This window comes from Okeania sp. SIO2B9, assembly GCF_010672505.1.
In the GTDB taxonomy this organism is placed as follows: Bacteria; Cyanobacteriota; Cyanobacteriia; order Cyanobacteriales; family Microcoleaceae; genus Okeania; species Okeania hirsuta.
In genome coordinates this window covers 1-13,428 of the sequence record NZ_JAAHGK010000008.1, presented here as the reverse complement: position 1 = coordinate 13,428, position 13,428 = coordinate 1, and the positions used below count along the sequence as shown (strand labels likewise).

Sequence of the window (13,428 nt, the reverse complement as noted above, 5' to 3'; positions counted from 1 at the left end):
TGTTCAACTAAAACTTCAGACTTTATTAAAAGCTTTAGTTGAACTTCTGCTAATTCTTTCTCTGGTTTTGAACCAGTAACTATGCCTGCACCTGCAAAAAGTCTGGTACGGTCTCCGTCTATTAATGCTGACCTAATACCTACAACAAATTCTCCATTTCCTTGATAGTCTATCCAACCTATAGGTGCTGCATAAAGTGAACGCTCGAAAGTTTCAAAATTATGTATTTGTTGTTGAGCAGTATCTCTAGGAACTCCTGCTACTGCTGGCGTGGGATGTAACTCTGCTAGGATTTCTAATAGATGAATATTTTGGGAAATTTCTGCTGTAATTGGTGTCCATAAATGCTGAATATTTGACAATTGTAATAAATGGGGTTGAGGTGGGTAATGAGGATTTAATCCTAAATCTTGGAGATGTTTAATAATAAAATCTATGACAAATTGATGTTCTCGTAAATCTTTTTCACTGCATAATAAACTCTTGGCTAATTTGACATCTTGGGTGGAAGTTTTACCTCTGGGCGCTGAACCTGCTAAAGCATCTGTAATTAATTGATTATTATTAATACTAATTAATCTTTCCGGACTTGCGCCTATGAAGTTTTGACCTTTGCCATTACTGGTAGAAAATACATAGCAGTCTGGATAAATGAATCGTAAGTTATTTAAAGACTGAATTAAGTTAACAGGGGTTTGAGAATATATGTCTATGGCGTGTGCTAAAACTATTTTTTTTAAGGAATTTGAGTTAATCAAATCTAGAGCGGAAGCTACTGATTTTTTAAAGTCCTGTAAATGATTGGGATTAATTTTCCGAAGATTTCCGCGAGGCTTGATTAAACTTGATAAAGAAGTATTATTTATTTGAGTAATTTGCTGGTATTTCTGCCAAATTATCTGGGAAATATTTTTAATATTTATAGATGTAGTAATAACTGTATTAATCACAAGTATACAGCGATTATTTTTCTGAGTTATTTGCCACTGTGGCAAAAATATAGTTGCAGAAGGAAAGTGAGAGTTTATAGATGGTTTCTCCTGATAATTACCATTTTGAGAAATATGTAGATTGATTTGGGAATCTTGTTCAAAGAAAGTAAAACTACAAAAAAAGTGAGGACCTGAAAATGGTAAATGTGTTGCACCTAAAACAATTGTATTATTAAGACATGACTGAATAAAAGATCGAGCTTGTGAGAAACGGTTCCCACCCATAACAGTCAAGTGGGTAGCAGCATCTGCAGCAGCGATCGCTAAGGTATTTTTTTCAGTATTTGTTTTTCCAATAATTTGTTTTTCGAGATAAAAATGTAGTTGATGAGGTTCACAAATTTCCTGCAATACTGCTAGGGGATCTACTGGTAATATTTCCACAGAAATACTAATGACTTTTTTCTGTACCTGTTCCGTTAATGTCTGTTGACAATTTAACAGAAACTGATGCAGGTCCTGGCAGCTTTGAAATAGATTAACAGAAGTGGGTATTGCAGGCATGAAAAAAAGAATCGGAAATTTTCACTGAATATTAAGAGAAAGTGATTGGTAGGGCTGTTCAATTACTAAATATGGCCCAATTTATCCCCTAGTTTTAATTAAAATTATCACCTTTATTTATATTAGACCCCATAGTTATGGTCAAAATTAAATCTTTTTCCCTCCTTTTTTTGCATTTCTCTTTTCTGTTTTCTTTTTGAGACTTTGACATATAGTTAGCGCCAGGCTATTGCCAAGAGCTTTAAGTTTGGTTTTTTGACACTCCCACCGTTAAATCAAAGATTATAACGGGGGATTCTTGATTTAATGACTCTTAACTAGGTAACAAATCAAATAAGCTGAATTGTACCCCCGTCAGACCGTCTCCACAAGCTCTCTTGCTCCGTCTTGACGCTGAGGGAACCTCAGCGCAGGCGGTGCGCTTTTATTTAACGGTGTGCCCCACCGCTCTTAATCCTCTATTTCTGATTACTTTTGCAGCAGCTACATCACGATTAACCTGACAACCACAGTTGCTACAATTATGTTTTCTCTCAGCAAGTTTTTTCTTGTTTAAATAACCACAATTTGGACATTATTGAGATGTATAATTCTTATCAACCTTGGCATAATATTTACCTCTTTTCCAACAAACATAAGGTAATATTTCATTAATAAACTTACCTATTCCAGAGTCTAGAGATTGCTTTCTAACAATACCTTTAGACCAGGAAGTAAAGTTAATATCTTCAACAAAAGTATTATCTGCTAAATCACAAAGTTGATGAGCTAATTTAAAATGCCAGTCACGTCTAGTATTAGCTATTATTTCATGTAAGCTAGCTATTTTATTCTGAAGCTTTAACCAATTATTTGACCCTTTAGTTTTATTTTTAAGTCTACGTTGCAGCAATTTAAGCTCGCGTAGTTGACCTAACAAAAACTTAGGTGATGTAAACAATTTACCTGTAGAAGTTGCTACAAAATTTTCTATTCCTGCATCTATCCCTAAAGACTTTTTTCCTACTGGATTATCTGGAACTAACTCTGATGATTGGAAACTAACCATCAAATAATAACCACTAGCTTTTTTAACTATCCTAGCTTGTTTAGCTACCATATTTTCTGGATATGGTCTGCTTTGCCTTAATTTAATCCAACCTAACTGAGGTAGTTTAAATCTGTTATTACCCAAGCAATTCTTTAACATTGCTGGAAAGACAAAACTCCTCATCCTCTTCTTGAATCTAGGAAAACCTCTTCCTAAACTTTTCATATCAACAAATGCTCTATCTAAAGTTTTTAAAGTTTGTTGTAATACTTGAGCATTAACTGACTTTAACCTAGGATTAGTTTTCTTAGCTACTGTTAAACTTTTAGCTTGACAATTATAATTAGGGTAGGGAGCATCAGCAGGAATAATATATTCAGAAATAATTGAACAACTATTAATCAGTGATTTTCTTGAACTTAGCCAGTCTTTCCGCTCTCTCAAAGCATAATTGTATACAGTTTTGCAAACATCAAGAATCTGATTAATTTCTGCTTCTTGTTGTTTTGTAGTTTTGAGTTTATACTGGTAAGTTAAAGTAATCACGTTGACGGTTTTTTTTGTTTCCTAACCTATTAATAATATCACACAATATTATTAATTACAAACCTTATTAAATATCTCAAAAACCTAGATCAAAGGATTCGCTACCGCTCAATTAATTTGCGTTTTTGTAATTCATCTCACCGCTATAATCTTTGATTTAGCGGGAGTCCTCTTTCAACATTCTCTGATAGAGGATTATTCAGAACAACTAGAAAGGCCAAATTGAATCAAATGTAAAGGAAAAATAAATTACATAATTTTTTGTTAAGTTTTCTGCATAACTCGGAAATTAAAGTCTTAAGAGATGAACAATTGTTGTGAGCGAAAAATATTTCTGAAGTATGTTTATCATTATCTATACTTAGGGTTGAGAAGTTTGTCACAACTGATTAAACTATGACAATCAACGAGCATAACTATTGCCACAATCAAAGATTAATTATCAAATTAAGATGACATTTCAAACAATAAATCAATCTCAAAAAAAATTATGGCTAGCTGCCATCAAACCACCTATGTATAGTGTAGCTATTATGCCTATATGGGTGGGAACTGCAATAGCTTTCTGGGAAAAAAATTCGATTAATTGGTCGATTTTTTCAACATTTCTTACATCAGCAATTTTAATTTTGGCCTGGGAAAATATTAGTAATGATGTATTTGATTCAGAAACAGGTATCGATAAAAATAAACACCATTCTTTAGTAAATTTGACAGGAAATAAATCTTTGATGTTCGTCCTGAGTAATTTATTTTTACTGTTGGGAATTTTAGGAATTTCAGGAATTAGTTGGTGGCAAAAAGATTTAACGGTGATTGGATTAATATTGTTGTGCTGTTTTTTGGGATATATTTATCAAGGTCCTCCTTTTAGATTAGGATATCAAGGCTTAGGAGAAATTCTCTGTTTTTTTGCTTTCGGTCCTTTGGCAATTTCTGCTGCTTATTATAGTCAAACTAAAAGTTGCTCAATGATAAGTTTGACCGCATCAATAATTATTGGAATTACTACTACTATTATTCTCTTTTGTTCTCACTTTCACCAAGTAAAAGATGACTTAGCAGCAGGGAAGCTATCGCCTATTGTGAGAATGGGAACTAAAGCAGGTTCTCAATTATTAAGTTGGTCTTGTGGTATTGTTTTTGTACTCATTTCTATCTGCGTAGGTTTAGGAATTTTCCCTGTTTGGACTCTGTTAAGTTTTGGTGGTTTATTTTTAGTGAAGTTCTGGGGTGTACGAGGTAGTGTTCCTACTCCAGTAAAAAACATATAAGCTTCTACTGGCATTTCCTGCATCATTTCCTCGCCTAATTCTCGTAGACCAGTGCCACCATCAAATATCAGCCGCTTACCAGCTATTTGCATTTCTATGCAGGAAGTATTTCCACCATATCTAATAGTATCTTTTCCTGGAGTAGGAACACTACCTCGTACACCCCAGAACTTCACTAAAAAATCTCCCATTTGTTCAGACATCTTCGAGAAATCAACATTATCTTTAGTTAGCACTTCAGAAGAAAGTTTAGTTTCCATATGAATTTTCTTTTAGCAGTTTCCACTTTATGAATTTAAAGATTTCTGGATTTTTAGGAAATTGAACTAGAGACAGAAAATATAGCAGCTTGCTTTTCTATAAGTTGTTAATTATTGCCAATTCAAAAAATTAAATTGTCCAACTTTAATAATTAACCAATCTGCAAAGCACTATTTATAGGATTACAAGAATTGCTGGCGTTGCTGAATAAATGTATGATTTCACAGGAGTTAGGAGCTAGGAGTCAGGAGTCAGTAGGTAGAAAAGAGTTGTTCGGTGACTAAATAGGTATAATTTGCAATATTGTTTTTGCTTAAAATTTACCCAAAGTTGAATTTCATACCTCAAATCAGCAACACCGAATTGGTTAAGACATTTTTCAATCCTGTTTCCTGATGGATTCCACAGGGAAAAACCCTTTTACAGTTAGCTATTCCCTATTCCCTATTCCCTAGCGCGTAGCGCCATATATTTCAAACTCTCACATTGTCCATGATGGCGCAATAAATGATCGCATAGCACAATGGCTACCATTGCTTCTACCATAGGTACAGCTCTAGGTAAAACGCAAGGGTCATGTCTTCCTTTCGCTGCTAACAATGTCTCTTCACCTACACGACTAACAGTACGCTGCTCTTTACGAATTGTAGCAGTTGGTTTAAATGCTGCCCGCAACACAATATTTTCTCCATTAGAAATTCCTCCCTGTACCCCTCCAGAACGATTAGTCACAGTCCGAATTTCCCCTTGCTCATCTGTATAAAATTCATCATTATGCTCGCTACCTGTGAGAGTAGTACCTGCAAAACCAGAACCAATTTCAAATCCTTTGCTCGCTGGCAAGGACATTACACCCTTAGCTAAATCTGCTTCTAATTTATCAAATACAGGAGAACCAAGACCTTTCGGGACATTCCTGGCCACACATTCAACCACACCTCCCAGAGAATCTCCCACATCCCGTATTTGTTCTACTAATTCAATCATTCTGTCTGCACATTCAGTATCTGGACAACGGACAATATTACTTTCCACTTGTTCTATAGTCACTGTTTCTAGATCGACAATGGCCTCTAAATTTTTGATGCGCTTCACATAGCCAACAATTTCCACACCAGAATATTGTTTGAGAATTTTTTTAGCGATCGCCCCAGCAGCAACGCGTCCAATAGTTTCTCTAGCTGAAGACCGTCCCCCACCTTGCCAGTTCCTAATACCATACTTAGCATCATAAGTTGCATCAGCATGAGATGGACGGTATTTACTAGCCATCTCCTGATAATCTTGTGGACGAGCATCCTTATTTCTCACCAAAATCATCATTGGCGTACCCAAAGTTTGACCTTCAAATACTCCAGACAGTATTTCACAAATATCTGTTTCTTTGCGAGGTGTAGTAATTTTGCTTTGCCCTGGACGCCTACGGTCTAACTCATATTGAATTTCTGCAACATCTATTTCTAGTTGAGGAGGGCAACCATCAATTATAACTCCTACTCCTCCTCCGTGGGATTCACCAAATGTTGTTACCCGAAATAGATGTCCAAATGTGTTGCCCATGAAACTCAAACTACAATAAAGAATTAAGACCTCTATTTTAACCTGTTTTCTTTAAATAAAGCACTCAGCGATCGGCAAATACTTTGCTCTGTCAAGAGTTTTTGAGGTGTAGGACTATGGAGAAAAAGTTTAAAGAATCACATCAGGGGTCAGCAACGAGAGCGAAACGATATTGTGGCGATTGAAAATCTCAATATTAAGGGTTTAGTTCGGACAGATTGGCTAAGTCAATTAATGACGTAAGTTGGTCTATGTTTCTAGAATTTCTAGAATGTTTCTGTCAAAAAAATGACAGAAAATTAATAGCTGTTAACTGCTCAACTAAACCTACTCAAAGGTCTGAAAGCCTAGTCATTCTTAGTGGGTCAAGCACTACAAGGCTAAACGGCAAACCCTTTATTCCCTGGTCAAAAACATCAGGAATTACTTTACCCTAGTATTAAGAGGCCAGTTAAAATTGGCAGTAATCTCCCGTTAAATTTTGATAATGATAACGAGAGAGTATTAATCACCTTCTAAAAATCTAGACAATCCTAGACATCCTCTTCATCACTGAGTAAGAGTAATTTTCCGCCTCACCTGTCCATAAGCCTACTGGCGCGCGAAGGTTGGTTAATGTTCCGATCAAACACATTGAGTTTAGGATTCCCTCTGGGGTTTTCGTCCTTATGAAAAGTCGAGTGTCAAACAGTCCATAATTGTTGCTAGAATACTCTGTTTTTAGCATACATATGTAATAATAACACAGATTAATGGCGTAAAAACATAGACATTTTGTAGATATTTGTCTTGGATAGTCCATGTTTTTAAGCTTTAGCAAACAAAAGTATAACTATATCAATCTATAATAACATAAGTTTATATATATTAATAAATCAATAATAGTTAATTAACCTTAATCTTCGTGTTCATCAAAAGGGTCTCTCAACTCCTTAGCGGGAGGTCCAAAAGCCGTATAAATTGAAAAGCTAGTAATGGCCACAACCATTACACCTATAGAGATACTAAGAACTGTTGCAGGTTCCATATAATTCATTAAAATTATGAGTGTTATACATATACAATATTACAAAAGATTAAAAAATTCTGCTGAATTATAGATTACATAGAAACTTATGGCACAAAGAACTGGATTAGGAGACCTGCTCAAACCTTTAAACTCTGAATATGGTAAAGTATCTCCCGGTTGGGGAACTACACTATTAATGGCCGTTTTTATAGGCTTATTCTTTGTCTTCTTGTTGATTATTCTCCAAATCTACAACTCTTCGTTGTTGTTAGAGAATGTTGATGTGGACTGGGCTAGCCTAACCAAATAAGATGAATTAAAGAGTAGGGCTAAGAAATTCAATTAATTAAAATTTCTCCAGCCCTAGCTATATCCTTAGTAATAATCTCAGATAAGTTTTAGGAGTAAAAAACAAGATGAATATTTTTGGTATTGGTCTGCCTGAAATGATTGTAATTTTAGTCGTAGCTCTTTTGATATTCGGTCCAAAGAAACTACCAGAAATTGGTCGTAGTTTAGGGCAAGCGATAAATAGTTTTAAAGCAGGAGCTAAAGAGTTTGAAAATGAGTTTAAACGAGAGGCAAAACAGTTAGAAGAAGGGTCTCAAGTTAGTCAGTATGCACCTGAATCAGAGTCAGAAAAAGTAGTAACTGTTTCTTCTCCTACAGAGACAAGTCAGAAAAGCTAGTTGATAAAAGTAGAGAAAAATTTCACCTGAGCCAATCCAAAAAAAGATAATATTTTTGACGATTTAATTTTAATTCTTAACGTAATGAAAGAGGTGGCATCAGGGCAAAATTTAGTGATTCCTCAATTAATTGTAGGTTTGGGAAATCCAGAGCAAAAATACGAAAGAACTAGACACAATATAGGATTTGCGGCAGTTGATAGTATAGCCAATATGTGGCATACTTCTCTATCGGAAAACCGAAAATTTAAAGCAGAATTTGGAGAAGGCAGAGGTATAAAATCCGATAAAATTTATTTGCTCAAACCCTTGACTTATATGAATAAGTCGGGACAAGCAATTCGTACCGTGTTAGATTGGTATAAATTGCCACAAAATTCGGTGCTAATTATATATGATGATATGGATTTGCCAATGGGACGACTGCGACTACGGTTATCTGGGTCTGCTGGTGGCCATAATGGGATGAAGTCAGCGATCGCTCATTTAGGGACTCAAAAATTTCCTCGTTTGCGAATAGGTATAGGTAAGCCAAAGAATGCTGCTGCTGAAAGTAGAGATCCAAATACTATTGGTCATGTTTTAGGAAAGTTTAGCCCAGAGGAAAGTCAATTAATGACTCAAGTGCTGAAATTAGTTGTAGAAGCTGTAGAGCTTTCTTTGAGACAAGGAATAGAAAAAGCAATGAGTCTCTATAATAGTCGTAGTGTTAGCTTACCAGAAGATTAATTTACTATTTAAGCAAGTATTTAAAAGTGCCTTGATTTATATAGATGAGTGTATTATCTGAATTTAACTAGCTATAAGCTTTTAGCATTTGCGTACCGGAATGCGGAGCTAACAGCTATCCTCTTGCTGAGGAACTACGTTAACAGCTTTTAGCAGCTCGGGTTAAAATCCCCGAGAACTCACCATTGCGCCAGATGGTTTAGGAAGGGTTGAAATCCTATTATCGCACGTTCAAAAAAATAATCTTGCTGACTGCTGACCGCTTCTTGAAAATTTTGACTTTAATAAAATATAAAGTGTGACTTTTCACTATTAATGAGTTATAAAGGTTTACCAGAAACTACTGCTTATGTCAGAGTAACTCGTCAGTCTTGGCAAAAAGGCATTATCGAAGGAGAAGTAAGTGCTGGGTCTTTTAATTGGCATTTTAAATGGGGTTTTCGCCATAAAAAAACTCTTTCCATTCGCCCTTCTCAAGGACGTGCTTTAATTCAAGAACCTTTAGGTAGGTTTCTAGAAAAATGGGATTATCAACTAGAAGCTGGTGGGGATTATTATTTTACAATTAAAGCCAAATTTTAGATATTAATTAGATTAGATGGGAGATTTTAGTTGAAAATGTAGATTAACTGTCGAAAAGCAACTAATAATTTAAAATCTAAGTATTTATAAGTATTGATAGCTTAAAATCCACACAAAAAAGCAAAAAATTATAACTATTGAAATGAAATTATTCCAGCCTTTGACCTACTACCTAAAACCTACCACATAATATCAAATCCGGTTAAATACTTAATTATATAGTAGGGAGAGATGGGGAGGTGGGGAGGTAGTCCGATTTAATATTGGAGTGTGGATAGAATTATAAATATATACTGTATAACCGGATTCTATATAAAACCTTCTTTCTTCAGAAATGAAATTATTCCAGTCTTTAAACTACCACCTAAAACCTTCTTCAAACCTAAAACCTTCTTCAAAAAAAACTTATGAGTAAATTTGTATTTATAACTGGTGGAGTAGTTTCCAGTATTGGTAAAGGAATTGTAGCAGCAAGCTTAGGCCGTTTGCTCAAATCACGGGATTATTCCGTATCTATTCTGAAATTAGACCCCTATATCAATGTAGACCCAGGTACCATGAGTCCCTTCCAACATGGAGAAGTATTTGTCACAGAAGATGGGGCAGAAACAGACCTAGACTTGGGTCACTACGAACGATTTACAGATACCTCCATGTCTCGCCTAAATAGTGTTACCCAGGGTTCAATCTACCAAGCAGTCATCAATAAAGAAAGACGAGGCGATTACAAAGGAAGCACAGTTCAAGTTATTCCTCATATTACCAATGAAATAAAAGAGCGGGTACATAGAGTTGCCAAAAATGCTAATCCAGATGTAGTAATTACAGAAATTGGGGGGACTGTAGGAGATATTGAATCTCAGCCCTTTTTAGAAGCTATTCGGCAATTTCGTAAAGATGTGGGACGAAATCATGTGTTATATATTCATGTTACCCTAGTCCCTTGGATTGCAGCGGCAGGGGAGATGAAAACTAAGCCCACTCAACATTCAGTCAAAGAGTTGCGCTCTATTGGTATTCAGCCAGATATTCTAGTCTGTCGATGCGATCGCCAACTGAGCAACAACTTAAAAGAAAAAATGTCTGAATTCTGTGATGTACCTGTAGCATCCGTAATTACATCAAAAGATGCCGAAAGTATTTATGAAGTACCTCTAATGTTAGAAACAGAAGGACTAGCGGTGCAAGCTCTAGAATTATTAAATATGGAGCAACGTCAACCAAATCTTGATAGGTGGCAAACTTTGGTCAATCGTCTTTATCATCGGAACAATCCTGAAATAGAGACAAAAAATGTCCAATCATCTACTACTACAAGTATCGAAATTGCGATAGTAGGTAAATATATTCAACTGAGCGATGCTTATTTATCAGTGGTAGAGGCATTACGCCATGCTGCAATAGCTATTGGTGTGGACTTAAATCTGCGTTGGGTCAGTTCTGAAGATGTGGAGGTCAAAGGAGCAAAGACCTACCTGGAAAAGGTGAATGGGATTATTGTTCCGGGAGGGTTTGGCGTGAGAGGTATTGATGGAAAAATAGCTGCTATTGAATATTCTCGGTTGCAAAAAATTCCTTTTTTGGGGTTATGTCTGGGAATGCAATGTGCGGTAATTGAGTGGGCACGGAATATAGCAAAATTGGAATGTGCCCATAGTGCGGAGTTTGACCCTGAAACACCAAACCCAGTGATTAATTTGTTACCCGAACAACAAGATGTAGTGGACTTGGGCGGTACTATGCGACTGGGACTTTATCCTTGCCGTCTTCAAACTGATACATTAGCATTTCAGACTTATCAGCAAGAGGTGATTTATGAACGTCATCGTCATAGATATGAATTTAATAATGCTTACCGGAACTTGTTGTTAGAAACAGGATATGTTATTAGTGGAGCTTCTCCGGATGGTAGGTTAGTAGAAATTATTGAACTTCCCACTCATCCTTTCTTTATTGCTACACAATTTCATCCAGAGTTTCAATCTCGACCTAGCACTCCTCACCCTCTATTTCATAGCTTTTTTAAAGCTGCTAGTTCACAAGAAAAATGTTATGATTTGTCTGTAAATAATGTTGAAGTCACCCAAGATAATGTAGTTAGTACAGGTTCTATCCTAAGTGCTGACTAGATTATTAGTTACTAAAATTTTTTTATTATTGTTTGTTATCTAGTTTAATTTCCCTATCTTAGGCGATTACTAATAATCTTAAATACAGCATTAAACATTGTTATATTTTCTAATATTAATCGCTGATAGTTATCTTAGATATTTGAAACTTTTAGTAGTGGTAAACTTCTTGATTTAAAAAATAAATCTTTTTCATTGAGTGAACCTATCCCAGTAATAATATTTTTGCTAAAAACCCTAAATATTTTGAGAGTTAAAAACAAAAAATTAAACTTTTAAAACACATTTTACTTAAACAAATAAGCCTGTTAAAAATAGTGGGATAGGTTTATTGAGTAGTAATTTACCAGATCGAGGATAACTCAATAGTGTCCATCGGACTTTTAGAGTAACTTGCACTAATTTGGAGAAATGCAAGAAATCAAAGCTTTGAGGGGGTCATGTGGCCTACTGGATTAAAATAGATTATGAAAGAAGTAAATACTTGATCGACCTCGATCATATTACTGCTTTTTCTTGTCAGCCAAATAAACGACTAACTTTTTGGTTGCCAAATAGCAGTCAGCCAATTATATTAAATAAGCAAAGTTGCGAACATGACTATCAGCTAGTCATAAAATATATTACAGAAAAGATTGAGATAAACTGTCTCACTAATGATGAATGTTGGGTACATATTATTTACGATCGCCATGAATGGTTTATAAATTTGAATTGTATTACTACATTTGCTTCTGAACCTAATGGTCGTATAACTTTTTGGCTACCAGATAGTACAAAAGATATTATTATTAGTCCCAATATCGATCCGGAAGCTTATGAAAAGGTTGTGGAATTTATCACAAAAGTAACAGGGTATTCTTTACCTTGAAGAAGGAAGAGGGAAGAAGGAAGAAGGAAGACGGTCTAATACCAATTACCAAAAGTTATGGTATACTTAGGTAGCACTTCAATTATTAAGCAATTAACACTAGCGTTATACCTTTTTGATAGTTGTCACGGTATTTAGCATTAATTAGGGTTTGCTGAATAAAGTTTTTTGCTATGGGTAGGAGTCAGAAGTCAGGAGTCAGGAGAAACGGGGAATTTAGAGGAGGTAGAAGTAAGAATTTCCCTCAATTTTTTTGTCCTTGATTTGCCCAAAATGCTAACTTTTTTGTAATCTCAGAAGGCTAAAGTCTTGGGGTTGCACATTATGGAATGATATTGCCAAAAATTGGTTTAGATTTTGACTAAAAATAACCATTAATTAATCATTCTAGCAATTGATTAATCCACAATCCAATTCAATCAAAAATATCAAATCATTCGTCACTGTGCAACGCCGAAAAATTAACAGACAAATATATCCGACTACTTTCTAATTAAATTCTATTCTCCGCTCCTCCTAGCAACTCTCTACTCCACTCCTGGGAGGAGTTAGGGTTGGGTGTCCCACACTTCTTTGACATCAAAGGTAAAAACCCTTAGTAAGCACTTCCCCACTCCCTCTTTTGTAGGAGATGTCTAATTATTATGCAAACTTGCCCAAGCTAATTTAGCAGCTCCTACAATACCAGCATGATTACCTAATTTAGCCGTTAATAATTTTAAGCCTAAACGAGAACTCAACAAAACTCGTCTCTCAATTTCTGCTTTAGCTACAGGCAAAAAAAGTTCTGCACCAGCACTCACTCCCCCTCCAATAATTACAGCTTCTGGTGTCAAGATATAAATCAAACTTGCCAAACCTGCACCCAAAAGTCTGCCATAATATTCCCAGAATTCTAGGGCAAATTTGTCTCCAGTTTGAGCCAAATTTGCTAACTCCAATGGTTCTTTACCAGTAGCTCGACGAATTGCCTGAACAGAAACATATTGTTCTAGAGACCCACTATTACCACTGTTACACTCTGGCCCGTCCGGGTTCACAGTAATTAACCCTAACTCTCCCGCAGCACCTAAATGACCTACAAACAATTGACCATCTAAAATAATTGCTCCCCCAACACCAGTACCCAGAGTAAGCATAATCATATTTTTAAACGAACGACCTGCCCCTAGCCAAGATTCTCCTAAACCAGCACAATTAGCATCATTAGCCAAAACTACTGCTAAACCTGTCTTTTCCTCCAAACACTCAG

Annotated in this window: 12 protein-coding genes and 2 pseudogenes; 7 read left to right on the top strand and 7 right to left on the bottom strand. The window is 35.6% G+C overall.

All coding sequences use genetic code 11. The features are described 5' to 3' along the window. The 3 genes and pseudogenes from F6K13_RS00880 to F6K13_RS00870 form a co-directional block, all read right to left on the bottom strand. Positions 1-1,496, bottom strand: a 1,496-nt coding sequence (locus F6K13_RS00880; protein WP_287286672.1) for an isochorismate synthase MenF, incomplete at its 3' end; no start/stop codon positions are given. A gap of 424 nt (positions 1,497-1,920) precedes the next feature. Further along, positions 1,921-2,058 (bottom strand): annotated as a pseudogene (locus F6K13_RS00875) (zinc ribbon domain-containing protein); the annotation flags it as partial. 12 nt (positions 2,059-2,070) lie between these two features. Further along, positions 2,071-3,072, bottom strand: coding sequence for a transposase (locus F6K13_RS00870; protein WP_240038845.1), 1,002 nt, complete (start codon positions 3,070-3,072; stop codon positions 2,071-2,073). A 452-nt stretch (positions 3,073-3,524) separates the two neighbouring features. Here F6K13_RS00870 and menA point away from each other — a divergent pair, with 452 nt between their 5' ends. Beyond that, positions 3,525-4,346: a 2-carboxy-1,4-naphthoquinone phytyltransferase gene (gene menA / locus F6K13_RS00865; protein ID WP_287286671.1), complete on the top strand. Its 822-nt coding sequence runs from the start codon at positions 3,525-3,527 to the stop codon at positions 4,344-4,346. On the opposite strand, the pseudogene F6K13_RS00860 reads toward menA, so the two are convergent. The 3 genes and pseudogenes from F6K13_RS00860 to psbN all read right to left on the bottom strand — a co-directional run. Continuing rightward, a pseudogene (locus tag F6K13_RS00860) lies at positions 4,331-4,606 on the bottom strand (MBL fold metallo-hydrolase); the annotation flags it as partial. The gene menA and the pseudogene F6K13_RS00860 overlap by 16 nt on opposite strands. A 445-nt stretch (positions 4,607-5,051) precedes the next feature. Further along, complete coding sequence (gene aroC, locus F6K13_RS00855) at positions 5,052-6,167, bottom strand: chorismate synthase (RefSeq protein ID WP_124146300.1); 1,116 nt, start codon at positions 6,165-6,167, stop codon at positions 5,052-5,054. An 895-nt stretch (positions 6,168-7,062) separates the two neighbouring features. Next, on the bottom strand, positions 7,063-7,194 hold the full coding sequence (psbN, locus tag F6K13_RS00850) for a photosystem II reaction center protein PsbN (RefSeq protein ID WP_124146299.1): 132 nt from the start codon (positions 7,192-7,194) through the stop codon (positions 7,063-7,065). An 88-nt stretch (positions 7,195-7,282) separates the two neighbouring features. Between psbN and psbH the strand changes: the two genes are divergently transcribed. The 6 genes from psbH to F6K13_RS00820 all read left to right on the top strand — a co-directional run bounded on the left by psbH (position 7,283) and on the right by F6K13_RS00820 (position 12,176). Next, the gene (gene psbH, locus F6K13_RS00845; RefSeq protein ID WP_124146298.1) at positions 7,283-7,486 is read left to right on the top strand and encodes a photosystem II reaction center phosphoprotein PsbH; all 204 of its coding nucleotides are present in this window, start codon (positions 7,283-7,285) and stop codon (positions 7,484-7,486) included. Between the two features lie 106 nt (positions 7,487-7,592). Continuing rightward, positions 7,593-7,865 carry a TatA/E family twin arginine-targeting protein translocase gene (locus F6K13_RS00840; protein ID WP_124154466.1) on the top strand — a complete coding sequence of 91 codons (273 nt, stop codon included), beginning with the start codon at positions 7,593-7,595 and terminating at the stop codon, positions 7,863-7,865. Positions 7,866-7,949: 84 nt separating this feature from the next. Next, complete coding sequence (gene pth, locus F6K13_RS00835; protein WP_124146296.1) at positions 7,950-8,594, top strand: aminoacyl-tRNA hydrolase; 645 nt, start codon at positions 7,950-7,952, stop codon at positions 8,592-8,594. 315 nt (positions 8,595-8,909) lie between these two features. Then, positions 8,910-9,176 (top strand): DUF3146 family protein, encoded by a 267-nt coding sequence (locus tag F6K13_RS00830; RefSeq protein ID WP_124146295.1) that lies wholly within the window; start codon positions 8,910-8,912, stop codon positions 9,174-9,176. A 407-nt stretch (positions 9,177-9,583) separates the two neighbouring features. After that, positions 9,584-11,305, top strand: a complete 1,722-nt coding sequence (locus F6K13_RS00825) for a CTP synthase (RefSeq protein ID WP_124154467.1) — start codon at positions 9,584-9,586, stop codon at positions 11,303-11,305. Positions 11,306-11,747: 442 nt separating this feature from the next. Next, positions 11,748-12,176 (top strand): hypothetical protein, encoded by a 429-nt coding sequence (locus F6K13_RS00820; RefSeq protein WP_124146293.1) that lies wholly within the window; start codon positions 11,748-11,750, stop codon positions 12,174-12,176. A gap of 635 nt (positions 12,177-12,811) precedes the next feature. Here the strand turns inward: F6K13_RS00820 and F6K13_RS00815 are convergent. Further along, positions 12,812-13,428 (bottom strand): ROK family protein (locus tag F6K13_RS00815; protein WP_287286669.1); only part of this gene is annotated, 617 nt, incomplete at its 5' end.